The organism is Novosphingobium sp. AP12, from assembly GCF_000281975.1.
In the GTDB taxonomy this organism is placed as follows: domain Bacteria; phylum Pseudomonadota; class Alphaproteobacteria; order Sphingomonadales; family Sphingomonadaceae; genus Novosphingobium.
On record NZ_AKKE01000057.1, the window covers coordinates 13325 to 35069 of the forward strand.

Consider the following 21745-nt stretch of genomic DNA (forward strand, 5'->3'; position numbering starts at 1 on the left):
CATGAACGCGACCATCGAGAAGTTCGGCTGGCCCGCGAGCCTCGTCGCGGGGTTCACCCACTGGGTCGTCCTCGCCCGGCCCGCGCAGCCGACGCTCGGCTCGCTGGTGCTCGCCGCGAAGAGCGACGTGACCGCATTCGGGGAGCTCCCCGCTGAGGCTCACGCCGAACTCAAGACCGTCACCGCCGCCATCGAAGCCGCGCTGGGCGAGGCGGTGAGCTACGCGAAGCTCAACTACCTGATGCTGATGATGGTGGATCCGCACGTCCACTTCCACGTCATCCCCCGCTACGAAGGCGCGCGCGAGTGGCAGGGGCGCGAATTTGTCGACTGCGGTTGGCCCAAGGTTCCCGACCTCGGCCACGGCGTCGCGCTGGAAGGCGACGCCCTCGCCGCGTTGGTGGCTTGGCTGAAAGGCTATTTCGCCGCTTGAGACAGGGGATGCCCCGGCCGGGCCGGGGACCGGATTGGCTTCAGACCCAGCTGTCGGTCAGCTTCGTCGCGATCTCTATGTCGTTGAGAAAGTCGACCTCGGCCCAGTCCAGTCCTTCGATCGAGACGGTGCCGACCTTGCTGGTGGGCGCGATCGAATCGATGACCTTCAGATACCAGTGCTGGACGCCCTCGGGCGTGCGCATGGCCTGGCGCACGGTTTCGCGGAACAGATCGACGCCTTCGCCCCGGAAGGCGAGGAAGCCGATCGATTCGGCGTTCGACTGCGCCGCCGTCAGCGTCTTGCCGATGTGGACGAGGCGGCCATCGGTCTCGCGTTCGACCTTCATGTCGTCGCTGTCGTAGCCCTCGGCCTTGACGTCGACCGTCACCGTGACGGGCCAGGGCCTGCCGTCGGGTCCGGTCGAGCCCTGCTGGACCGTGCGGACGATATCCTCGGACACCAGCGTGTCGCCGTTGAGGATCATGAAGTCGCCCTGCATCGCCTCGCGCGCGATCCAGCAGGAGCCGAGGTTGTCCGCCACTTTGAAGAAGGGATTGAAACGGATCGCGATTTCCACGCGCGGGTCGCGGATGGCGCCAAGGTGCTCCTCCAGCATGTCGGTCATGAACCCGGTCACCACGTCGATCCTTTTCACCCCGCCGCGCGCGAGCATCTCGATCTGCCACTCGATCAGCGAGCGGCCCGAGAAGTCGATCAGGCACTTGGGGCGCTCGGCGGTGAGCGGCAGCAGGCGCGAACCCTGGCCGGCGCTGAGGAGGATGGCGTGTTCTATCATGGTTCAGGTTCGATCTGCTTGGGGGAGGCGCGCCAGATAGCGACTGCGGCGTGAAAGGAAAAGCTCTGGCGGGAGCTGGCCCATCGGTTCGTTCCCCCAACTACGAGTGATCCCTTGCAAGTGACAGCCCCCTCGTCCAAATGCACGCCGATGCCCGCCAAACGCGACCGCCAGGAGAGCGCCTCTCCGCTAGGGCGGATACTCCAGAACACGGCCTGGCTGCTCGGCGGCAAGGGCTTCGGCGCGATCTGCGGGCTTGCCTACCTCGCCATCCTGACCCGCACGCTGGGACTGAAGGACTTCGGCCACTTCTCACTGATCTTCGGGACGGCGCAGGCGATCACCTCGATCGCCGGCTTCCAGACCTGGCGCGTGGTGGTCCGGTACGGCACCGAGCACATCCACAACCGCGACTGGGACAAGTTCGGCCGCCTGGGCATGCTCTGCGGCGTGCTCGACGGGGTCGGCGCGGTGATCGGCTGCGCGCTGGCGGCGGTGACGATCTACGGCTTCGCGCATATCCTGGAGCTCAATCCCGGCTACATCGACGTGGCCTTCTGGTTCTGCTGCGGCTCCCTCTGGGCGCTGGTTTCGGCGCCGACGGGCATCGTGCGCGCGCTCAACCGGTTCGACATGGCAGTCTACGTCGAGGCCATCGTGCCGAGCGGACGGCTGGTTGCCGCGCTCGTCATCTGGTTCACCGGCCCCACCGTCGGCCGGTTCCTGGCGGCCTGGGCCCTGATCGATATCCTCGAGGCCATCCTCTACTGGATCATGGCGCGGCGGCTCTGCCCGCAGGCGGTGCGGATCTCGAACCTCGGAAAATGGCGCCTCGCGCTGACGGAAAATCCCGGCGTCACGCGCTTTTTCCTCATTACTTACGCCGGCTCGACCATCGATGCGGCCATGAAGAACGGGCCGCTGCTCGTCGTCGGCGGCTGGGTCGGCACGCGCGCGGCGGGTCTCTACCGCCTCGCCTCGCAGCTTTCGCAGGCGCTGAGCAAGCTTTCGACCCTGCTGACCCGCTCGGTCTATGCCGAGGTCGCCCGCGTGCGCGTTGCATCCAAGGCGGCGGAGTTCCGCAAGCTGGCGCTCCAGACCACGTTGATCGCCGGCGCGGCGGGCATCGTCGTCGTGCTCATCGCGGTCGTCGCGGGCGAGCAGCTCCTCGCCATGATCGGCGGCGAGGCGTTCGAGAGCGGCGCGGGCATCCTCGTGCCGCTCGCCATCGCCGCCAGCTTCGACCTCGCCAGCGTCGCCTTCGAGCCGGTGCTCCATGCGACCGGCCGCGCGCGGCTTTCGCTGGTGGCCCGCCTGATCGCCGTCGTGGCGCTGGGCGTCGGGCTCTGGCAGTTCATCCCGATCGGCCCGAGCGGCGCAGCCTGGGCCGTGGCGCTGGCCGGGGCGGTGTCCTACCTCGCGATGGGCGTGATGGCCTGGCGCACGCTGCAGAAGGTCGACGCGGGCCAGATCGCCGTCGGCATCGACGAGGACGCGCTGGACTGACCCGACCCGGCTCGACACGGGGGCCAGCCCGCGTATCATGCCGTCATGCCCGCATCCCTCGTCGCCGAAGCCGCCGCCCTGTCCGACCGCATCACCGCACTGCGCCGCGCGGTCCATGCCGAGCCGGAAATCGGGCTCCACACTCCGAAGACCCGCGACAAAATCCGTGCCGCGCTTGCGCACCTGCCGCTGGAGTGGGCGGAAGGGCCTTCGACCACCGGCCTCGTCGCCACGCTGCGGGGCGGGCGACCGGGACGCAGCGTGCTCCTGCGCGGCGACATGGACGCGCTGCCGATGCCCGAGGAGACCGGGCTGGACTTCGCCTCGACCGTTCCGGGCATGATGCATGCCTGCGGCCACGACGCCCACGTCGCCATGCTGGCCGGCGCGGCGGAGATACTTGCCGGACAGGCTGAGAGCCTTGCCGGCGAAGTGCGCTTCATGTTCCAGCCGGGCGAGGAGGGCTATCACGGCGCCCGTTTCATGCTGGAGGACGGACTGCTCGGCGGGGAGGGTTTCGACCGCCCGCTGCCGGACGCCGCCTTCGCACTCCACGTCATGCCCAATGCGCCGCACGGGCTGATCGGCGGGCGCGCCGGACCGCTGCTCGCCGCTGCCGACCAGCTCCAGATCACCGTCACCGGGCGCGGCGGCCATGCCTCGATGCCTCACGACACGCTCGACCCGGTGCCGATCGCCTGCGAAATCGTCGGCGCCATCCAGACCATGGTGGCGCGCCGCTTCAGCGTGTTCGATCCGGTCGTGGTGACGGTCTCGAAGATCGAGGCGGGCACCGCGCACAACGTGATTTCCGATAGCGCGAAGCTCACCGGCACGATGCGCACGCTTTCGGCGGCAAACCGCGCGCGGCTGAAGGACGAACTGCCGCTGCTCGCCGCCGGGATCGCGGGCGCGCATGGGCTGAGCGCCGAGACAGTCATCCTCGAAGGCTTCCCGGTCACGCTCTGCGATCCGGGCGCGGTCGATTTCGGCGAGAAGGTGGCGCGCGACATGCTGGGCGAGGGCGCCTTCCAGCGCCTCGCCGACCCGATCATGGGCGCGGAGGACTTCGCCTATGTGCTGGAGAAAGTGCCCGGCGCGATGTTCTTCCTCGGCTTCGCGCATGCGGGCGATGACTGGCGGCAGTGCTGCGGCATCCATTCGACGAAAATGATGCTCGACGAGACGGTGATGCCGCGCGGCGCTGCATTTCTCGCGGGTTTGGCCACAACTTTTCTGGCCCGAGGCTGGAGCTGATCACTTCGGCGGACTTTAGTTGATGAAGTACGTGCGCGCGCGGTGTTCTTTGAAGGAGCATGGCGGGGGGCGGGATCGACGATGTGAAAGAACCTGCGCGAACGTAGCAGCGTCCGGCGCTGTAGGAAAATGCGCGCCCCGCTAACCCCGTCCATTGTCGATCCTCCTGCGCATCCTGTGCTTGCCAAGCCGCGCCTGGTTTGCTGACCTGCGCGCGATAAAGATAACTGCGGGAGAGGACATGGACGCGACCCAGCGGCTCGAGGCGATCGAGCGGATCCGCAACCTGAAGGCGCGCTACTTCCGGTTGATGGACACCAAGCAGTGGGACGAACTGGCAGGCGTGTTCACCCGCGACATGAAGGTGCTGACCCCCGACGGGCGGATATGGCTCTGCGGGGGCGAGGCCTACGCCGACAGCCTGCGCACTTCGCTCGAACACGCGGTCTCGTGCCACCAAGGCCTGACCGCCGAGATCGAGGTCCACGATGCGTTCAGCGCCTCGGCCATCTGGGCGATGCAGGACCTCATCACCTGGACCCGCGCCCACCCGCGCGAGGGGTGGAAGGCGATCCAGGGACGCGGCCATTACCACGAGACCTACCGCTTCGAGGATGGCGCCGATGGGAAAGTGGACTGGCGCATCGCCACGCTCACCCTGACCCGGCTCAGCCTCGACATCGAATGGCCCGAGGGAGTGCGCGCGGCATGAGTGTGGCGGAAAAGGCGGGGCTGACATTCGCCGACCACTTCGGCGAAGGCCGCGACGACAACCCCTACTGGAACGAAAGCGTGTGGTTCTCGCTCTCGATCCCCGAACGCCGCATCCACGGCATGATCCAGTACTACTTCCGCCCCAACATGGGGATGCTGAACGGCGGCCCGGTGCTGTGGGACCCCTCGGGCACCTTCCAGCACGACTGCCTGCACTACCAGTGGAGCCACCTGCAGGCGCTCCCGGCGGGCACGCGCGGCAAGTTCGACATGACGGCGCGCAATTCGCTGTCGTGCCGGATGATCGAGCCGATGGCGAAGTACAAGCTCGACTACCACCGCGACGGGCTTCTGCTTGACCTGACGTGGACCGCCATCGGCCCCGCGCACGAACTGCGCACCGGCGACGCCGGGCAGGCCTCCACCGCGAAGTTCCACATCGAGCAGCCCGGCCGCATGACCGGCACCATACGCCGCCACGGCGAGGAATGGGCCATCGACTGCTGGTCGATGCGCGACACTTCCTATGGTGCGCGCGAGTACGAATCGCTCGCCTGCGGGGGCTACTTCTGGGGCATCGGCTCCGGCGCGGGCGGACCCAGCGCCTTCCACGCCATCGCCATGGGCGAGGGGACCGAGGCGCGTTCGATCGGCGGCTTCATCTGGAAGGACGGGGAGATGGCCAGCCTCGCCTCGGGCCGGCGCGAGGTGCTGGAATGGGGGCGGTTCGGCCCGGCGAAAGTGCTCTGGCAGGGCACCGACACGCTCGGGCGCACGATGGAGGCCACCGGCGAGATCGACCCCGGCCTCGTCTTCACCGGCTACACCGACCACTCGGTCGTCTGGTCGCTGGTGCGCTGGGACTGGGACGGGGTGGAGCATTGGGGAGACAACCAGGAATTTTCCCCCGCCGAACGCTTCCGCCGCATCGCGCGCGGCGAGATCGCGCTGGGAAGTCCCGCGTGACCCTGGGCCAGATCGTCGTCGTCAACGGCACCTCGGGTTCGGGCAAGTCGACCACCTGCGAGCTTTTCCAGAAGACCCGCGAGGACTACTGGCTGCTCTACGGGATCGACCACTTCACCGCCCAGACCCTGCCCGCGAAGTTCGGCCACCACGGCCCGCTCGCCGCGCAGGGGATCGAGGCGGTGCCCGTCGATCCGGCGGACCCCGACGGACCCCTGCGCTGGCGTTTCGGGCCGGAGGGGACGAAGGCGTTCGCCGCCCTGCACGAATGGATGGCGGCGACATCGCGGCAAGGCCTCAACGTGGTGTTCGACCACCTTCTGATGAGCGACCCGCCGGTGCTGCAGGACCTCGTCGCCCGCACCGAGGGGCTGCCGGTGCTGCTGGTGACGCTCAAACCCCCGTTCGAGGTGCTGGAACGCCGCGTCGCCGAGCGGCGCATGGACAAGAAGATCCCCACCGACCTGCTCGGCGAGGACGCGGCGGCCAAGATCATCGACCGCCTCACCCGCCTGCGCCCGTGGTTCTACGAGGAGGTCTATCGCAACGCGGTGTCGGACCTCACCATCGACACCTCGGTGCACGGGCCGGAGGCGGTCTGCGCGATGATCTCGGCGCGGCTGGCGCAGGGGCCGGGTACGGCGTTCGATGAACTGCGAGCGGCCTGATCCTCCCCTCCCCGTCGGGGGAGGAAGCTCAAGCCCGCACGTCGGCCCATTCCGGGTGCCGCTTGAACGCCACGTCGACGTAGCTGCACAATGGTCCGATCTTGAAGCCTTCCTCGCGCGCGTCGGCGACCATCGCCTCGACCAGCCGCATCGCGACGCCGCGTCCGCCGATCGCGGGCGGGACCAGCGTGTGCTCGGCGTAGCGGACACCGCCGCGCTCAGCCCAGGTGAGGCGACCGATGTGGTCGCTGTCGGCGATGTGCGCATGGTACTCGCCGGTGGAGCCGGTCTCGTGCTTGGTGATGGTGACGCCGACCATAGGACGCTTCTCCTCGTTGCTGACGCTTGACGGAAACGGCCCGTCCTCTCAGGGCATATGGCTATGCAGTTCACCTCCGACAATGCCGCCGCCGTCCACCCCGCCGTCTGGAAGGCGATGATGGCGGCCGATGCGCCCGACGCGCCCTACGACGGCGATGCGCTCAGCCGGAGCCTCGACGCGGCATTCACCGCGCTGTTCGGGCGCGAGTGCGCGGTGCTCTGGGCGGCGACCGGGACGGCGGCGAACTGCCTGGCGCTCGCATCGCTGGTGCCGCCGCACGGCGCGGTGGTCTGCCACCGAGAGGCGCATATCGAGATGGACGAGGCCGGAGCGCCCGGCTTCTTCCTCCACGGCGCCAAGCTGCTGCTGGCCGATGGCGCCAGCGCCAAGGTCACGCCGGCGACGCTGGCGGCGGTGATCGAGGCGATCCGCGACGACGTCCACCAGGTCCAGCCCCACGCGGTCTCGATCACCCAGGCGAGCGAGTACGGCTGCGTCTACCGCCCCGCCGAAGTCGCCGCGATCGCCGCCGTCGCCAAGGCGCGCGGCCTCGGCCTGCACATGGACGGCGCCCGTTTCGCCAATGCGGTGGCACATCTCGGCTGCTCGGCGGCCGAGGCGGCAAGCGGCGTCGACGTGCTGAGCTTCGGCTTCGTCAAGAACGGCGGCATGGGCGCGGAGGCGATCGTGTTCTTCGACGTCGAGGCCGCGAAGGTCATACGCTACCGCCGCAAGCGCGCCGGGCACCTCCAGAGCAAGGGCCGCTTCCTTGCCGCGCAGATCCTGGCGATGCTGGAGGACGAGCTGTGGCTCGACAACGCGCGCGCGGCCAATGCCGCCGCTGCCGGAATCGCCGCCGCCGCCCCTGAACGCCTGCTCCACCCGGTCGAGGCGAACGAGGTGTTCCTCACCTGCACCGCCGCCGAGCGCGCGGCGCTGCGCGGCGCCGGCTTCACCTTCTACGACTGGGGCCCGGACGCCGCGCGTCTGGTGACCTCGTGGGACGCCAAGACCGGCGACATAGCGGCGCTCGCGAAGGCGATCGCGGCGCTATGAGCGCCGGGGACACGCAGCCCATCTCGATGCTGCGACCGGCGGTGGCGCTGCCGTTCCTGATCGTCGCGCTGATCTGGGGATCGACCTGGTGGGTCATCACCGGCCAGATCGGCGACGTGCCGGCGAGCTGGTCGGTGACCTGGCGCTTCGCGCTGGCGACCCCGGCGATGTTCATCGTCGCCGCTGCCATGGGACGCAGCCTGCGGATCGGGCGCGACGGGCAGGGCCTCGCGTTCCTGGTCGGGCTGACCCAGTTCTGCGGCAACTACAACTTCGTCTACCGCGCCGAGGCGCACCTGACCTCGGGCATCGTCGCGTTGATGATCGCGCTGCTGCTGGTGCCCAACGCGCTGCTGGCGCGCCTCATGCTCAAGCAGCCGATCAGCGCGCGCTTCGCCATCGGGAGCGGGATCGCCATCGCCGGCATCGCCCTGCTGCTGCTCCACGAATCGCGCGCCGCCCCGACCGGAGAAACCGGCGGCAGCGTCCTCGTCGGCATCGGCCTGGCGCTCGCGGCGATGCTCTGCGCCTCGGTCTCGAACGTGATCCAGGCGAACGAGGTCGGCAGCCGGTTGCCGATGGTGAGCCTGCTGGCCTGGGCGATGCTCTACGGCACCCTGTGCGACGCCGGGCTGGCGCTGTGGACGGCGGGCCCCCCGGTGCTGCCGACCGGCACGAGCTACTGGCTGGGCACCGCCTACCTTGCGCTGGCGGGTTCGGTGGTGACCTTCCCGCTCTACTTCACGCTGATCCGCCAGCTCGGCGCAGGCCGTGCGGCGTACAACGGCGTGGCGGTGGTGGTCATCGCGATGGTCTTCTCGACCGTGCTGGAGGGCTACCGCTGGTCGCTGCTGGCGGCCGGCGGCGCGGCGCTGGCGACCGTGGGCCTCGCGGTGGCGCTGAGCGCGCGCAAGCCCTCGACGTAACTGGGATAGCGCGGCCGCCAGCCGAGCACGACCTTCGCCTTGCCGTTGGCGACGCGGCGGTTCTCGGCATAGAACCCGCGCGCCATGGGCGAGAGCCCGGCCTCGTCGAGCGATTGCAGTGGCGGCAGCGCCATGCCGGTGAGGCGGCAGGCTTCCTCCACCAGCCGGTTCTGCCCGCAGGGCAGGTCGTCGGCGAGGTTGTAGGCGCCGCCCTGTGCCTCGACCCCGGCGAGCACGCCCGCTGCGATATCCGCGACATGGACGCGGCTGAAGACCTGGTCCGGCAGGTCGATCCGGTGCGCGCGGCCTTCCGCCAGTCGTTCGAAGATCGAGCGCCCCGGCCCGTAGATCCCCGGCAGCCGGTACGCCCGCGCACCGAGCGCCAGCCACGCCGCGTCCGCCTCGGCCCGCGCGGTGCGCCGCCCGGTGCCGACCGGCGCGCCCTCGTCCACCCACGCGCCGCCGGTGTCGCCGTAGACGCCGGTGGAGGAGAGGTAGGACAGCGCCTTGCCCCGCAGCGCGTCGCCGTATAGCTCCAGCACCGGATCGAGCGGCTCGCCCCGCCCTTCGCTGCCCGGCGGGACGGAGGACAGCACATGATCCGCATCCGCCAGCGCGACACGCACGCTCCCGGCGTCGTCGAAGGCGAGGGTGCCGTCGCTGCCGGTGGAGACGACTTCCCAGCCGCGGCCCTCGAAGCGGGCGGCGATGACGCGGGCGGTGTAACCGAGGCCGAAGATGAACAGGCGAGGCATCGCAGCCAGACCTAGCATCCCGGCGCGGACCCGCAACCCTGCGCCGAAATCGCTCCACCGCCGCTGGCAATCCGCCCCCGAGCGGTTAAGTATGCGGCATGGATATCGCCAGCAGACCCGCCGAGCCCGTGGAAAACACCCAGGTCGCCGACGCCGCGCCGCCCCCCGCGTCGCCGCCGGTCATCCGCCGCGAGGACTACCTGCCGCCCGCCTGGCTGGTGCCGCAGGTCGCGCTCGACTTCCGGTTGGGCGTGGACGCGACGCACGTCGTCTCCAAGCTGTCGGTCACCCGCAACGCTGCCGGCAACGGCACCTCGACGCTGCGCCTCAACGGCGACCAGATCGCCCCGCTCGCCGTCCGGGTGGACGGGCGCGAGGTGAACGACTGGCGGCTCGATGGCGGCGACCTCCTGGTCGAACTGACCGGAGAGGCGCACGACGTCGAGGTCGAGACCAGCGTCAATCCCGCCGCCAACAGCCAGCTCATGGGCCTCTACGCCTCGAACGGCATGCTCTGCACCCAGTGCGAGGCCGAGGGCTTCCGCCGCATCACCTTCTTCCCTGACCGCCCCGACGTGCTTTCCACCTATTCGGTGCGCATGAGCGGCGACAAGGCGGGCTTCCCGATCCTGCTGGCCAACGGCAACTGCACCGCCACCGGCGAGGGCGAGGACGGCACGCACTGGGCCGAGTGGCACGATCCCTGGCCCAAGCCGAGCTACCTCTTCGCGCTGGTCGCGGGCGACCTCGTCGCCAACCACGCGACCTTCACGACCTCGGGCGGGCGCGTGGTCGACCTCAACATCTGGGTCCGCCCGGGCGACGAGGACCGCACCCAGCACGCGATGGATTCGCTCATCAATTCAATGCGATGGGATGAGGAAACCTTCGGGCGCGAGTACGACCTCGACCTTTTCAATATCGTCGCCGTGTCCGACTTCAACATGGGTGCGATGGAGAACAAGGGCCTCAACGTCTTCAACACCCGCTACGTCCTCGCCGACCCGGAAACCGCCACCGACGGCGACTACGACGCGGTCGAGGGGGTGATCGGCCACGAATACTTCCACAACTGGTCGGGCAACCGCGTGACCTGCCGCGACTGGTTCCAGCTGAGCCTCAAGGAAGGCTTCACGGTGCTGCGCGACCAGCTGTTCAGCGCCGACATGGGCAGCGAGGCGGTCAAGCGGATCGAGGATGTGCGCGTGCTGCGCATCGCCCAGTTCCCCGAGGATTCGGGTCCGCTGGCGCACCCGATCCGCCCGGATTCGTTCCAGGAAATCAGCAACTTCTACACCGCGACGATCTACAACAAGGGCGCCGAGGTGATCCGCATGATGCGCACCATGGCCGGCCCCGAGCGGTTCCGAAAGGGCACCGACCTCTACTTCGAACGCCACGACGGCGAGGCCGCGACCTGCGAGGACTTCGTCAAGGCGATCGAGGACGGCGCCGGGCTCGACCTCGGCAGCTTCCGCCTCTGGTACTCGCAGGCCGGCACTCCGCAGGTCTCCGTCGAGCTGGACCATGACGGCACCCGTACGACCCTTAACCTGACCCAGAGCGTACCGGCGACGCCGGGCCAGCCCGAAAAGCAGCCGATGCCGATCCCGCTGCGCGTCGCCCTTTACGATCGCAGCACCGGCGAGCATTCGGGCGAGCAGCTCATCGTGCTGGGCGAGGCATCGGGCAGCTTCACCTTCGACGGGTTCGCGGCGCCCCCGGTGCTGTCGATCAATCGCGGCTTCTCCGCCCCCGTCGCCATCGACTTCGCGCGGCCTGCCGAGGACCTCGTGTTCCTTGCCGCGCACGACGACGATCCCTTCGCCCGCTACGAGGCGATGCAGGGCCTCGTCGTCCAGCACCTCGTCGCCGGCGTGGCCGGGCGGCTGGACGATGCCTCGCGGGCAGAGGGGCGCGCCGCTATCGGCGCGGCCTTCGCGGCGGTGATCGCCGATCCGGCGCTCGACGACCTGATGCGCGGCGAACTCATGATCCTGCCCGCCGAGACCTACCTCGCCGAGCAGCTGGCCGTCTCCGATCCCGGCGCCATCCATGCCGAGCGCGAGGCGCTGAAGGCCTGGCTCGGCGCCGAGTGCGCCGATGCGCTGAAAGCCCTGCACGACCGCGCGGTGGCGGTGCCCTATGGCCGCGATGCCGCCGCCCGCGGCGCACGCAAGATCAAGACCCAGGCACTCACCCTCATCGCCGCGGGCGACCCGGCCGAGGGGGCGACGCGCGCCTTCGCGCAGTACAAGGCCGCCGAGACCATGACCGACCGCCAGGGCGCGCTGATGGTCCTCGCCAGCCTCGACGCCCCCCAGCGGGCCGCGGCGCTGGCCGACTTCCATGCCCGCCACGCCGGCAACGCGCTGGTGATCGACAAGTGGTTCTCGCTCCAGGCGGGCTCGTTCCACGCCGACGTGCTCGCGCATATCCGCGAACTCGCCGCCCATCCCGACTTCACCATGACCAACCCCAACCGCGTGCGCGCGCTCTACATGGCCGCCGCCGGCAATCCGCAGGCGTTCCACGACGAAAGCGGCGAGGGCTACCGGATGATCGGCGACCTCATCCGCCGCCTCGACCCGGTGAACCCGCAGACGGCCGCGCGCTTCGTCCCCGCACTCGGCCGCTGGCGCCGCGTCGAGCCGGTCCGCGCCGCGATGATGCGCGAGGAACTCGAACGCATCGCCGCCGTCCCCACCCTCTCGCGCGACGTGCGCGAGCAGGTGACCAAGAGCCTTGGCTGAACCCGTCGAGATCAACCGCGCCCCGCTGCTCGAGGATCTGCCGCATGGCTTCCTCGGCCGGCGCGGCGGGGTGAGCACGGGCGACGTGGCAGGCCTCAACGTCGGCCTCGGCTCGGGCGACGAGCCGGCGCTGATCGCCTGCAACCGCGAGCTTGCCGCCGAGGCGGTGCTGCCCGGCGCTCGCCTCGCGACCGTCTACCAGGTCCATTCCGCCACCTGCGTCGTCGCCGAACCCTGGCCGGACGACGCCCGCCCCCATGCCGACGCCCTCGTCACCGACAGGCCCGGCGTGCTGCTCGGCATCCTCACCGCCGACTGCGCCCCCGTCCTCTTCGCCGACCGCGAAGCGGGCGTGATCGGCGCCGCCCATGCCGGGTGGAAGGGCGCGATCGGCGGGGTCACCGACGCCACCATCGCCGCCATGGAAGCGCTCGGCGCGCGGCGGACAAGTATCGTCGCAGCGGTAGGTCCCTGCATCGCGCAAGGCTCCTACGAGGTGGACGAGGCATTCGCGGCGCGATTCGTCGCCGATGATGCCGACAACACCCGCCATTTCCGGGCCGGACGCGAAGGCCACCACCAGTTCGACCTCGAAGGCTATGTCCTCGCACGGCTGCGAAGCGCCGGAATCGCCATGGCGGAAGGTCTCGGACAGGACACTTATAGTGCAGCGCAGCAATTCTACTCGTTCCGCCGTGCCACGCATCGGGCGGAGCCTGCCTACGGCCGCCAGATCTCGTTGATCGGATTGGGCTGATTACTTGTCGATCTACTGGCGCCTTGCTGGCCGCAAGCGCTCATCGCCGACCAAAAAGGCGGTTGGCACGATCGTCTTTCGCGTATATCAGGCCCGCAAAGTCGGGAGAGGGTCGGGCTGCGTCCGGGCCTTGAACCGACACGGGGGATTCCAGGCTACTCATTGGTCAGGATTGACCTCCTGCCGGTCCCCCGGCAGTGGGTTGTCGAAAGCAAGGCAAGGGCAGACATGGCAGAAACAGAGGGCGTGCGGCGGCGCGATTTCATCAACATCGCCGCAGTAAGCGCCGCAGGTGTCGCGGGCGTCGGGATCGTCATCCCGCTTATCAGCCAGATGTCGGCCTCTGCCGACGTCCTCGCGGCTTCCTCCACCGAGATCGACATCTCCGCGATCCAGCCGGGTCAGGCGATCAAGGCGATCTTCCGCAAGCAGCCGGTCTTCGTGCGCAACCTCACTCCCAAGGAGATCGAGGAAGCCGACGCGGTGGACACCGCCAGCCTGCGCGATCCCCAGACGCTTGCCGAGCGTACCAAGGAAGGCAAGGAGAACTGGCTGATCACGATGGGTGTCTGCACCCACCTGGGCTGCGTGCCGCTCGGCGCCGGCGAGGGTGAGATCAAGGGTGAGTTCGGCGGGTACTTCTGCCCCTGCCACGGCTCCTCCTACGACACTGCCGCCCGTATCCGTAAGGGCCCCGCGCCCAAGAACCTCGAGGTTCCGGAATACGAATTCACTTCAGACACCGTCGTCCAGATCGGTTGAGGCCAAGAGAGAGGATCACGAACATGAGCTTTCCCTGGGCCAACGAATACAAGCCGAGCCATCCCTTCATGCAGTGGATGGACGAGAGGCTGCCCCTCCCGCGCCTCGTCTACAACTCGGTCGGCGGCGGCTATCCCGTGCCGCGCAACCTCAACTACTTCTGGAACTTCGGTTTCCTCGCCCTGATCTGCCTGACGATCCAGATCGTCACCGGCATCGTCATGGCCATGCACTACGCGGCCAACACGGCGGTGGCGTTCGACACGATCGAGATGACCGTGCGCGACGTCAACTGGGGCTGGCTGATGCGCTACATGCACGCGAACGGCGCCTCGGCGTTCTTCGTGGTCATCTACGTGCACATCTTCCGCGGCTTCTTCTACGGTTCGTACAAGGCCCCGCGCGAGATGGTGTGGCTGCTGGGCGTCGTCATCTTCCTGCTGATGATGGCCACCGCGTTCATGGGCTACGTGCTTCCCTGGGGGCAGATGAGCTTCTGGGGCGCCAAGGTCATCACCGGCCTGTTCGGCGCGATTCCCTTCGTCGGCGAGCCGCTCCAGCAGTGGCTGCTCGGCGGATTCGCGCCTGACAACGCCGCGCTCAACCGCTTCTTCTCGCTGCACTACCTGTTGCCGTTCGTCATCGTCGGCGTGGTCGTGCTGCACATCTGGGCGCTGCACATCCCGGGCTCCTCGAACCCCACCGGCGTCGAGGTCAAGACCGAGAGCGACACCGTTCCGTTCTACCCCTACTACATCGCCAAGGACGGCTGGGCCGTGGGCGCCTTCCTGTTCCTCATGGCGGTCGCGGTGTTCTACTTCCCGAACGCGCTGGGCCACCCGGACAACTACATCCCGGCGAACCCGATGAGCACGCCGGCGCACATCGTTCCCGAATGGTACTTCTGGCCGTTCTACGCGATCCTGCGCGCCTTCACCCAGGACTTCTTCTTCATCCCGGCCAAGCTGATGGGCGTGCTCGCCATGTTCGGTGCGATCCTGGTGTGGTTCTTCCTGCCCTGGCTCGACAAGTCGCCGGTGCGCTCGGGTGCCTACCGCCCGCTCTACCGGAAGTTCTTCTGGGTTCTGGTCGTCGACATGCTGGTGCTGTTCTACTGCGGCGGTGCCGCGGCGGCGGAGCCCTACGTCATGATCAGCCAGCTCGCGGCGCTCTACTACTTCGCGCACTTCCTGATCATCGTGCCGATCATCTCGGCGATCGAGAAGCCGCTGCCGCTGCCCTACTCGATCACCGAGGCGGTTCTCGGCGATGATGACGCCGCCCAGCTCGCTCCCGCAGCGAACGCCTGATCAGCCAGAACGAAAGACGAAAGACATGGCACGCATTCTCTCGATCCTCGTCGGGCTGTTCTTCACGGTGGCACTGGCGTGGTCCTTCGGGCTCGGCTTCTACACCTGGGCGACCGATCCGGCCGCCCCGACCGCCGAGCATGAATTCCACCTCCACCCCAAGGAAGTGGCCTTCGCCAGCGACGGCGCCTTCGGCAAGTTCGACAAGCAGCAGCTCCAGCGCGGCTTCCAGGTCTACAAGGAAGTCTGCTCGGCCTGCCACTCGCTGAACCACGTCGCCTTCCGCGACCTGGCGCAGCTCGGTTACTCCGAAGGCCAGGTCAAGGCGATCGCCGCCGGCTTCCAGGTCCCGGGCACCGATCCCAACACGGGTGAGGCGAACCTGCGTCCCGGCATGCCGACGGACTACTTCCCCAAGCCCTTCGCGAACGACGTCGCCGCGCGCGCCGCCAACAACAACGCGGTTCCGCCCGACCTCTCGTTGATGACCAAGGCCCGCCACGACGGTCCGGCCTACGTCTACTCGCTGCTGACCGGCTTCCAGGCCCAGCCCGCCAAGCTGCTGAAGGAATTCCCGGATTCCAAGACGCCGAGCGGCCTGCACTACAACCCGTACTTCGCGAACCTCAACCTCGCGATGGCGCCGCCGCTGACCGGCCCCGGCCAGGTCGAATACGGCCCGGGCAACCCCAAGCCGACCGTCGACCAGATGGCGAAGGACGTCTCGGCCTTCCTGATCTGGACCGCCGAACCCTCTCTCGACAAGCGCAAGCAGACCGGCCTCGCCGTGACCCTGTTCCTGCTCTTCGCGACCGTGCTGGGCTACATGTCCTACCGGAACATCTGGGCCGGCAAGAAGCACTGACGCCGCCTCGGAAGACTGCTAAAGGCTCCGCGCCCCGTCATCCCAGCGATGGCGGGGCGCTTCGCTTTCGGGCCGCCCAACGGAGAATGCCAACGTGACCGTCGAAGACCTCCGCGCGCTGGTGCGCACGATCCCGGACTTCCCCAAGCCCGGCATCCTGTTCCGCGACGTGACCACGCTGATCGGCGACGGTCCGGGCTTCGCCGCCGCCGTCGGCCACATGGCGAACCGCGCCGAGGCCGCCGGCGCCGAGGTCGTCGCAGGGATCGAGGCGCGCGGGTTCATCTTCGGTGCCGCCGTCGCCGCACGGATGGGGCTGCCCTTCGTGCCGGTGCGCAAGCCGGGCAAGCTGCCGGTCCCGGTCCTCGCGATCGACTATGCGCTGGAATATGGCACCGACACGCTCGAGGTCGATCCCGGCGCCGTGCCCGGCGGCGCGAAGGTGGTGGTGATCGACGACCTCATCGCCACGGGGGGCACCGCGCTGGCGGCGGTCGAACTGCTACGCCGCGCGGGCGGCACCGTGGCGCAGGCGCTGTTCGCCATCGACCTGCCGGAGCTCGGCGGAGCGCAAAGGCTGCGCGATGCGGGGGTGGCGGCCGAGGCGCTGCTGGCGTTCGAGGGGCACTGAGCCGGAAGAAGAAGTCATCCCAGTAAAGGCTGGGATCGCTAGCTATTCTTCAGGCACAGCCCCGCCGACAGCCCCGCCGAGAAGCGGGCGGGGCGCGGCGAGCGGTCCCAGCCTTCGCCGGGACGACGGGTTGTCTCAAGCCGTGGTCCTCACGCCGCCACGGCATCCTTCGCAGCCTTGCCCTTCTTGGGCGCCGGTTCCGGCTCGAGTAGTGCCAGCACCGGCTTCGATGTCGCCACCGTGCCCAGTTCGGTCAGAGCGAAGACGTTCGCCTCGATGTCGGCGAGTTCGTAGAGGTAGTTCACCATGACCCCGTGCGACTGCTTCTGCCCGTTGGCGGAGAGGTCGGCATTGGCGTGGACCGCCTCCAGCCGGGCGCCGTTGCCGAGGTGGAAGCGGGCAACCGGGTCCGCCGGCTCGTTGCTTTTGCCCTTGCCGTGGACGAGGTAGCGCGCGGCGAGCTGGCGCAGGTCCCTGGCGCCCGGAACCGGAGCATCCGCCGCCTGCTCCTTGCCCAGCCATTTGGCGAAGCCCGGCACCGGCGAGAGCGTGGCGAAGGTCTTGAGGTGCGGCAGCTCCTCCTTCAGCAGGCCGACCACGCGCTTGATGAGGTGGTTGCCGAAGGGAATGCCCTTGAGCCCGACCTGGCAGTTGCTGATCGAGTAGAAGATCGCGCAGTTGGCCTCGCGAGGATCGATGGTCTCGCGCTCCTCGGAGATGATCTGGTGGATCGCGCCCGGGATCTGCGGGGTCAGCGCCACTTCGACGAAGATCAGCGGATCGTCGCGCATCTGAGGGTGGAAGAAGCCGTAGCAGCGGCGGTCGACCGGCTCGACGCGGCGCCGGAGGTCGTCCCAGCCCTGGATCTGGTGGACCGCCTCGTAGCGGATGATGCGTTCGAGCAGCTGCGCCGAGCTGTCCCAGCCGATCCGCCGCAGTTCGAGGAAGCCCGCGTTGAACCAGGCGGTGAAGGCGTTCTCCAGGTCCCGGTCGAGCGCCATGAGGCCCGGCGTGGTCGCCGTGCGCGGCACCGCCAGCAGGTCTTCACGCAGGCCGATCAGGCGCTGCGTGCCCTGCGGCGCGAGGTTGAGCTGGTTGATGAGGCGGCGGCTGGGCGACTTGCTCGCCGCGTTGAGCGCCAGCGCGGAGGCCTCGTCGCGCTTTTCGGTCCACTTGGCGATGGCCTTGTCGATCGCCTTGGCGTCGGCCGGGTGGAGGTCGTGGATCTTGCCGAGGAAGTCCTGCCGCGCCTCAAGGTCGCTGGCCTCGTAGAGGTCGAAGAAGGCCGAGGCGAGCGCCGGCCCGGAAGCCCGCCCGCGCAGCGACAGCAGCGCGTCGGCGAGGTCGAGCAGGCTTTCGCCGCTGTCTTGCCGGGGGGCCACGCCGATCCCGCGCAGCATCTTGCCGAGACCCGAATTCATCAGCAGGTCGAGCGGGCTGCGTCGCCGCGCGGCGGCCGTTCCCGTGGTGGCCGGGGCCGCACCGTCGGAGGGGGAGCGGGTCCGTGAGGTGTTCATGGCGATCTCGATCCTCTGCAACTCTAGGGGCGCAGGCTATCATCGCTGCCCCTCCGAGAGAATACGGTGAAGCGGGGAGGAAGGCGCCGGAACGGCGCGAGTACCGCCGTTCCCGGGGCTTTTCAGGACAGAAGCCGCCCGGGCGATTGCGAATTGCGGCAAGAGAGTCGTTGACGAAGGCGCCCCGGCCGTGGCAAGCGCCTGCCACCACAAGGCCCGAGCGGGTATAGCTTAGTGGTAAAGCTCCAGCCTTCCAAGCTGGCTATGCGGGTTCGATTCCCGCTACCCGCTCCACCTTTGCCGTACTTGGCGTTTCCAGCTTCTTCCCGGTCGCCAGCGCTACGATCGCGGCGAGGCGCCCTTCCACCTCGATGTCGATGCCGCGTTCGCCCTTCGCCGGGCGCAGAACGATTCGGTCGATCAGTTGGCGAATGGCGGGCATGGCGCCGTCGCGCGCGGCCGGGTCTGCGACCGCCGCAGTGAGTTCCTTCACTTGCCGGCGATAGTCCTCGGCGATGGCGGGGTGGAGGGTGATCACGGGCAGGGCCTCAAGCTCAGCCAACTGGCTGGCCGCCACATCGCGATCGGCGCGGGCCTTCGTCAGGGCCTCGCGTATTTCCTGAAACTCTCCGGCTCCGCCCGAAATGGCGTCGACCAAGCGCGTGATCTTGGCAGAGGACTCCGCGGCCTTCTTCTCCAAGTCCCTCCGTTCCCGCTTCAGGTCAGCCGTGCGGCGCGTCCTTTCCTCGTGGAATTCCTTCACCCAGATCGCGACCAAGCGCGGGTCCAGCATGTGGCGCTGCAGACCTTCGAGCACGCGCGTTTCGTAGTCGGTGTTGGCGACCGTTCGGTTGTTCGAGCAGTTGTTGCCCTCGCGCCGGCCCGAGCAGCCCCAGTACGTGCGCGATCGGACAATATAGGGGCTTCCACATTCGCCACAGACGCCAAGCCCGGATAGCAGGTGCTTTGCCCTGCGCGCCTTGTGGGGCACCGAACCCTCGAGCCGCCGCAGGCCTGCCTGCACTTCCTCCCACAAGCCCTGATCGAGGATACGCAGGTGAGGGACATCCTCGATCACCCATTGTTCGGGCGGGTTCGGTCGGATTCGCACAGTACGTGTGACCGGCTCGATGATTTTCGAGGTCCGGTTATGGATGATCCGCCCGATATATAGCTGGTTCTGGAGCATGCCATTGCCGCGCGTGCGATCCGGGCGAATTGTCGTCGCGCGCCAGCGATCGCCGCGTGGGCCAGGTATGCCTTCCGCATTAAGGCGCTGTGCGATCGCCACGGGGCTTACGCCGGCGGCATAGTCGCGGAAGATCCGGCGGACGATCTCGGCCTGGTCATCGTCGATCTCGCGCAGGCCACGCACAGGGCGGCCGTTCGGGTCGATCCGATTGGCCGTGCGGTAGCCGTAGGCGATGCCGGCCGGCGATCGGCCCTGCGCCACCGTGTCGCGCTGGCCTCGCTTGATGTTGTGGCGTAGCTCGACGCGCTGCTGTTCGTCCAGCAGGCCTTTGATAGCGCCCTTGAACCGATCAATCTCGCCATCGCCGAGCGTGAAGAGACGGGCGCCCCAATAGTTCAGCCTGTCGCGGATGTGGTGGCTGTCGCCCTGGTTACGGGCGATGCGGCTTGTCGTGTCGACAAGGATTTGCTCGATATCGCCCTGCTCTACACGTGTCAGCATGGCAGCCAACCCGGGGCGCTGGGCCTCGTTGGTGCCAGCCCCGCCACCGATCGCATAGTCGGCGAAGACGTCGACCACAGTCCAGCCTTCGCGCGCCGCGCGTTCGTGGCAGACCTCGACCTGCTGGTCGATGGAGCGGCTGTTCTGCAGCTGGCTTGAGTAGCGGGCATAGATGAGCGTACGCATTGCGTTAGCGCTTCACGCGTTCAATTGCCGGGTCGATCGGCGGAACCGGCATCACGGGGCGAATCCTTGTGTCGAAGGCGCCCAATGTCCTTCGCGGCCGCGGCGCGCGCAAGGGCCTTCACCAGCTCGACAACAGCCGGGTCCAGATCGGGGAGGCGCGCCGAAGTGCTCACCGGTCGCTCACCTTATTGGCTGCGACTACGCCGAGGTAGAGCGGGTCTTCGGAGTACCCTTGCTCGCGGAGGCGCGCCGCGTATTCGGTGTCGCGGTTGAAGATCAGCTCGGCGTCACCGAAGTGGTTTTCGTAGATCCATGCCTTTGGCGGGCGGGCATCCGGGCGGAGCAGGCCGTTCCATGTGGCGTGCTGCCGGTCCTGGTTGCCGTCCGACACCGACAGGCTGCATCCACCGCAGCTGATCCACTGCGCGCCACGCCTGTTCGACCTGAAGTGCACGTCGGTGCTGCCACAGGCCGGATTCGGGCATGGGAGCAATGCGGGCAGCGCCGGCGGTCGCTGGTGATCGCATGGGTCAAGCCTGAGGCTGGCATCGTCCTTGTAGCCGGTGTCGTTGCACATCGGGCAGCTGGGCGTGGTCATAGTCCAAGCCTCGCGTTGGCGGCGGCCAGCATCAGCAGCTCGCAGCCGGTGGGGCGGGGATCGGCCTTCGTGGCGTTGCAGCGCTGGTGCATCACGAGCAGGTTTCCCAAGATACGTCGGCCGCCGGCAGCGCGCGGAGTGACATGATCCAGCGTGGGCCGGTTCGCGGGCGCGCAATAGACGTCCAGAGGCGGGACGCGGTGCCCGCACGCGCCGCAGCGCTCGCGCTGGGCCTTGCGGAGCACCGCGATCTTATGCCGGCGTCGGGCCTTGCGTTTGGCGGCGCTGCTCATCGGCTGAGCACCGCCTGGGCGAAGCCGGGCATCACGAGGCGCAGCTGTTCACCGGTTTCGGTAAGCCAATAGCTCGAGCCGATCGGCATGCCGTCATCTTCGCGGAAGAGCGGGCCGTAGGTCGCGTACCCGCCGGCGATTAGACGCTGGAGGATTCCGCGCAGCTGCTCGACGGGCATGCCGATGTCGCGCGCGACTTCGCGGGCGTACGGGATCTTGTCGTCATACCAGCAGGACAGTTCGGCTATGACATGGCGAGCGTCGGCGTCCGCCATCAGCTCCTGCGCGATCTTGAGGCCGGGATCAGGCATCGGCTACCTCCGCAATTCGGCGGCATGCGGTTTCGAAATGGATAGGGTTGTGTTCGATGCCGACGAAACGTTTGCCGGCGCGGATCGCCGCGACGCCGGTCGAGCCGGTGCCCATGAACGGATCGCAGACGGAGCCCCCGGCGACGTTGCGGATGATCTTGTCCATCACAGCGTCGGGCTTCACGGTCGGGTGACCGAAGTCCTTCGACTGGCGCGAGCGGGCGTCGACGATGCGCTTGAGGTCGGCGACATCGCCTACCGGGTGATGCCCGCGGTTCCACGCATGGAGATAGATCTCGATCTCCGGGACGTAGTGCTTGTTCGCTACCGGCATCGGCGTGAGCTTCCGCCAGGCGCACAGGGCGAACCGATGGAAAAGGCCATCGAGGTGAGTCGACAGCCTCGGCACCTGGTCGTTACTGCAGAACGTGACCAAGCTGCCGCACAGCAGCGGATTGATGATGGAATGATCGAAGTCCTGGGCCATGCCCTCTTCCTCGATCTGGTCGAGGTAGGGTCGGTCGGCGCGAAACTTTCCGCCGCCGGACGTCTTGATCAGGTACGGCGGGTCCATGACGTCCGCGTCCATCCAGCCCAGAGTCGGCCGTATCGCGTATGCATTGCCAAGGTAGAGGGTGGCGTTGCCGATGTGCTCGACACGCTCAGT

General features: G+C 68.2%; 24 protein-coding genes and 1 tRNA gene. 15 read left to right on the forward strand and 10 right to left on the reverse strand.

Features of this window, described 5'->3' with window-relative positions:
- Position 1: 1 nt before the first annotated feature.
- Positions 2-433 (forward strand): HIT family protein, encoded by a 432-nt coding sequence (locus tag PMI02_RS10125; RefSeq protein WP_007682221.1) that lies wholly within the window; start codon positions 2-4, stop codon positions 431-433.
- Between the two features lie 40 nt (positions 434-473).
- Here the strand turns inward: PMI02_RS10125 and PMI02_RS10130 are convergent, their stop codons facing one another.
- Positions 474-1232 carry a sugar phosphate nucleotidyltransferase gene (locus PMI02_RS10130; protein ID WP_007682228.1) on the reverse strand — a complete coding sequence of 253 codons (759 nt, stop codon included), beginning with the start codon at positions 1230-1232 and terminating at the stop codon, positions 474-476.
- Between the two features lie 150 nt (positions 1233-1382).
- On the opposite strand from PMI02_RS10130, the gene PMI02_RS10135 reads away from it, so the two are divergent.
- From PMI02_RS10135 to PMI02_RS10155, 5 genes are all read left to right on the forward strand, one after another.
- Positions 1383-2738, forward strand: coding sequence for a lipopolysaccharide biosynthesis protein (locus PMI02_RS10135; RefSeq protein WP_007682231.1), 1356 nt, complete (start codon positions 1383-1385; stop codon positions 2736-2738).
- A 45-nt stretch (positions 2739-2783) separates the two neighbouring features.
- A complete protein-coding gene (locus PMI02_RS10140) occupies positions 2784-3995 on the forward strand; it encodes a M20 family metallopeptidase (RefSeq protein WP_007682232.1) in 1212 nt (403 codons plus the stop codon).
- Positions 3996-4236: 241 nt separating this feature from the next.
- Positions 4237-4707 carry a nuclear transport factor 2 family protein gene (locus tag PMI02_RS10145; protein ID WP_007682233.1) on the forward strand — a complete coding sequence of 157 codons (471 nt, stop codon included), beginning with the start codon at positions 4237-4239 and terminating at the stop codon, positions 4705-4707.
- Complete coding sequence (locus tag PMI02_RS10150; RefSeq protein WP_007682236.1) at positions 4704-5675, forward strand: hypothetical protein; 972 nt, start codon at positions 4704-4706, stop codon at positions 5673-5675. Before PMI02_RS10145 ends, PMI02_RS10150 begins: the two co-directional genes overlap by 4 nt.
- A complete protein-coding gene (locus PMI02_RS10155) occupies positions 5672-6343 on the forward strand; it encodes a chloramphenicol 3-O-phosphotransferase (protein WP_007682238.1) in 672 nt (223 codons plus the stop codon). Before PMI02_RS10150 ends, PMI02_RS10155 begins: the two co-directional genes overlap by 4 nt.
- Positions 6344-6371: 28 nt before the next feature.
- Here PMI02_RS10155 and PMI02_RS10160 read toward each other — a convergent pair whose 3' ends face one another.
- Positions 6372-6662: a GNAT family N-acetyltransferase gene (locus PMI02_RS10160; RefSeq protein WP_007682240.1), complete on the reverse strand. Its 291-nt coding sequence runs from the start codon at positions 6660-6662 to the stop codon at positions 6372-6374.
- A gap of 63 nt (positions 6663-6725) precedes the next feature.
- On the opposite strand from PMI02_RS10160, the gene PMI02_RS10165 reads away from it, so the two are divergent.
- Positions 6726-7721: a low specificity L-threonine aldolase gene (locus tag PMI02_RS10165; RefSeq protein WP_007682242.1), complete on the forward strand. Its 996-nt coding sequence runs from the start codon at positions 6726-6728 to the stop codon at positions 7719-7721.
- On the forward strand, positions 7718-8647 hold the full coding sequence (locus tag PMI02_RS10170) for a DMT family transporter (protein WP_007682244.1): 930 nt from the start codon (positions 7718-7720) through the stop codon (positions 8645-8647). The genes PMI02_RS10165 and PMI02_RS10170 overlap by 4 nt, the downstream gene beginning before the upstream one ends.
- On the opposite strand, the gene PMI02_RS10175 is transcribed toward PMI02_RS10170, so the two are convergent.
- Positions 8557-9402: a hypothetical protein gene (locus tag PMI02_RS10175; RefSeq protein WP_007682247.1), complete on the reverse strand. Its 846-nt coding sequence runs from the start codon at positions 9400-9402 to the stop codon at positions 8557-8559. The genes PMI02_RS10170 and PMI02_RS10175 overlap by 91 nt on opposite strands.
- Positions 9403-9500: 98 nt before the next feature.
- Between PMI02_RS10175 and pepN the strand changes: the two genes are divergently transcribed.
- The 6 genes from pepN to PMI02_RS10205 all read left to right on the forward strand — a co-directional run bounded on the left by pepN (position 9501) and on the right by PMI02_RS10205 (position 16480).
- On the forward strand, positions 9501-12155 hold the full coding sequence (gene pepN / locus PMI02_RS10180; RefSeq protein WP_007682251.1) for an aminopeptidase N: 2655 nt from the start codon (positions 9501-9503) through the stop codon (positions 12153-12155).
- Complete coding sequence (pgeF, locus tag PMI02_RS10185; RefSeq protein ID WP_007682252.1) at positions 12148-12912, forward strand: peptidoglycan editing factor PgeF; 765 nt, start codon at positions 12148-12150, stop codon at positions 12910-12912. The genes pepN and pgeF overlap by 8 nt, the downstream gene beginning before the upstream one ends.
- A 228-nt stretch (positions 12913-13140) precedes the next feature.
- The gene (gene petA / locus PMI02_RS10190; RefSeq protein WP_007682254.1) at positions 13141-13674 is read left to right on the forward strand and encodes a ubiquinol-cytochrome c reductase iron-sulfur subunit; all 534 of its coding nucleotides are present in this window, start codon (positions 13141-13143) and stop codon (positions 13672-13674) included.
- Between the two features lie 23 nt (positions 13675-13697).
- Complete coding sequence (locus tag PMI02_RS10195; protein WP_007682256.1) at positions 13698-14984, forward strand: cytochrome b N-terminal domain-containing protein; 1287 nt, start codon at positions 13698-13700, stop codon at positions 14982-14984.
- Between the two features lie 25 nt (positions 14985-15009).
- Positions 15010-15849 (forward strand): cytochrome c1, encoded by an 840-nt coding sequence (locus tag PMI02_RS10200; RefSeq protein ID WP_036503290.1) that lies wholly within the window; start codon positions 15010-15012, stop codon positions 15847-15849.
- Between the two features lie 94 nt (positions 15850-15943).
- On the forward strand, positions 15944-16480 hold the full coding sequence (locus PMI02_RS10205; protein WP_007682260.1) for an adenine phosphoribosyltransferase: 537 nt from the start codon (positions 15944-15946) through the stop codon (positions 16478-16480).
- Between the two features lie 149 nt (positions 16481-16629).
- On the opposite strand, the gene PMI02_RS10210 is transcribed toward PMI02_RS10205, so the two are convergent.
- Positions 16630-17997, reverse strand: coding sequence for a malonyl-CoA decarboxylase domain-containing protein (locus PMI02_RS10210; protein WP_007682263.1), 1368 nt, complete (start codon positions 17995-17997; stop codon positions 16630-16632).
- 220 nt (positions 17998-18217) lie between these two features.
- Here PMI02_RS10210 and PMI02_RS10215 point away from each other — a divergent pair.
- A tRNA-Gly gene (locus PMI02_RS10215) sits at positions 18218-18291 on the forward strand.
- Here PMI02_RS10215 and PMI02_RS26360 read toward each other — a convergent pair.
- From PMI02_RS26360 to PMI02_RS10245, 6 genes are read right to left on the reverse strand one after another with little or no spacing between them, the layout of a single operon-like run.
- On the reverse strand, positions 18260-19876 hold the full coding sequence (locus PMI02_RS26360; RefSeq protein WP_081496675.1) for a recombinase family protein: 1617 nt from the start codon (positions 19874-19876) through the stop codon (positions 18260-18262). The genes PMI02_RS10215 and PMI02_RS26360 overlap by 32 nt on opposite strands.
- 20 nt (positions 19877-19896) lie before the next feature.
- Positions 19897-20049: a hypothetical protein gene (locus PMI02_RS27040; protein WP_157222461.1), complete on the reverse strand. Its 153-nt coding sequence runs from the start codon at positions 20047-20049 to the stop codon at positions 19897-19899.
- Positions 20046-20474 (reverse strand): hypothetical protein, encoded by a 429-nt coding sequence (locus PMI02_RS10230; RefSeq protein WP_007682266.1) that lies wholly within the window; start codon positions 20472-20474, stop codon positions 20046-20048. Before PMI02_RS10230 ends, PMI02_RS27040 begins: the two co-directional genes overlap by 4 nt.
- Entirely contained in the window at positions 20471-20767 is a 297-nt protein-coding gene (locus PMI02_RS25860) for an HNH endonuclease (RefSeq protein WP_007682268.1), read from the reverse strand. The genes PMI02_RS10230 and PMI02_RS25860 overlap by 4 nt, the downstream gene beginning before the upstream one ends.
- Positions 20764-21078: a hypothetical protein gene (locus tag PMI02_RS10240; RefSeq protein ID WP_007682270.1), complete on the reverse strand. Its 315-nt coding sequence runs from the start codon at positions 21076-21078 to the stop codon at positions 20764-20766. The genes PMI02_RS25860 and PMI02_RS10240 overlap by 4 nt, the downstream gene beginning before the upstream one ends.
- Positions 21071-21667 carry a site-specific DNA-methyltransferase gene (locus PMI02_RS10245; RefSeq protein ID WP_238539048.1) on the reverse strand — a complete coding sequence of 199 codons (597 nt, stop codon included), beginning with the start codon at positions 21665-21667 and terminating at the stop codon, positions 21071-21073. Before PMI02_RS10245 ends, PMI02_RS10240 begins: the two co-directional genes overlap by 8 nt.
- Positions 21668-21745 lie beyond the last annotated feature (78 nt).

What these genes read in the sequence shown, in the direction of transcription:
- PMI02_RS10125 (WP_007682221.1), top strand. Translation starts at nt 2, where the DNA reads ATGAACGCGACCATCGAGAAGTTCGGCTGGCCCGCGAGCCTCGTCGCG.
- PMI02_RS10130 (WP_007682228.1), bottom strand. Translation starts at nt 1,232, where the DNA reads ATGATAGAACACGCCATCCTCCTCAGCGCCGGCCAGGGTTCGCGCCTG.
- PMI02_RS10135 (WP_007682231.1), top strand. Translation starts at nt 1,383, where the DNA reads ATGCCCGCCAAACGCGACCGCCAGGAGAGCGCCTCTCCGCTAGGGCGG.
- PMI02_RS10140 (WP_007682232.1), top strand. Translation starts at nt 2,784, where the DNA reads ATGCCCGCATCCCTCGTCGCCGAAGCCGCCGCCCTGTCCGACCGCATC.
- PMI02_RS10145 (WP_007682233.1), top strand. Translation starts at nt 4,237, where the DNA reads ATGGACGCGACCCAGCGGCTCGAGGCGATCGAGCGGATCCGCAACCTG.
- PMI02_RS10150 (WP_007682236.1), top strand. Translation starts at nt 4,704, where the DNA reads ATGAGTGTGGCGGAAAAGGCGGGGCTGACATTCGCCGACCACTTCGGC.
- PMI02_RS10160 (WP_007682240.1), bottom strand. Translation starts at nt 6,662, where the DNA reads ATGGTCGGCGTCACCATCACCAAGCACGAGACCGGCTCCACCGGCGAG.
- PMI02_RS10165 (WP_007682242.1), top strand. Translation starts at nt 6,726, where the DNA reads ATGCAGTTCACCTCCGACAATGCCGCCGCCGTCCACCCCGCCGTCTGG.
- PMI02_RS10170 (WP_007682244.1), top strand. Translation starts at nt 7,718, where the DNA reads ATGAGCGCCGGGGACACGCAGCCCATCTCGATGCTGCGACCGGCGGTG.
- PMI02_RS10175 (WP_007682247.1), bottom strand. Translation starts at nt 9,402, where the DNA reads ATGCCTCGCCTGTTCATCTTCGGCCTCGGTTACACCGCCCGCGTCATC.
- pepN (WP_007682251.1), top strand. Translation starts at nt 9,501, where the DNA reads ATGGATATCGCCAGCAGACCCGCCGAGCCCGTGGAAAACACCCAGGTC.
- petA (WP_007682254.1), top strand. Translation starts at nt 13,141, where the DNA reads ATGGCAGAAACAGAGGGCGTGCGGCGGCGCGATTTCATCAACATCGCC.
- PMI02_RS10195 (WP_007682256.1), top strand. Translation starts at nt 13,698, where the DNA reads ATGAGCTTTCCCTGGGCCAACGAATACAAGCCGAGCCATCCCTTCATG.
- PMI02_RS10200 (WP_036503290.1), top strand. Translation starts at nt 15,010, where the DNA reads ATGGCACGCATTCTCTCGATCCTCGTCGGGCTGTTCTTCACGGTGGCA.
- PMI02_RS10210 (WP_007682263.1), bottom strand. Translation starts at nt 17,997, where the DNA reads ATGAACACCTCACGGACCCGCTCCCCCTCCGACGGTGCGGCCCCGGCC.
- PMI02_RS26360 (WP_081496675.1), bottom strand. Translation starts at nt 19,876, where the DNA reads ATGCGTACGCTCATCTATGCCCGCTACTCAAGCCAGCTGCAGAACAGC.
- PMI02_RS10230 (WP_007682266.1), bottom strand. Translation starts at nt 20,474, where the DNA reads ATGACCACGCCCAGCTGCCCGATGTGCAACGACACCGGCTACAAGGAC.
- PMI02_RS25860 (WP_007682268.1), bottom strand. Translation starts at nt 20,767, where the DNA reads ATGAGCAGCGCCGCCAAACGCAAGGCCCGACGCCGGCATAAGATCGCG.
- PMI02_RS10240 (WP_007682270.1), bottom strand. Translation starts at nt 21,078, where the DNA reads ATGCCTGATCCCGGCCTCAAGATCGCGCAGGAGCTGATGGCGGACGCC.
- PMI02_RS10245 (WP_238539048.1), bottom strand. Translation starts at nt 21,667, where the DNA reads ATGGACGCGGACGTCATGGACCCGCCGTACCTGATCAAGACGTCCGGC.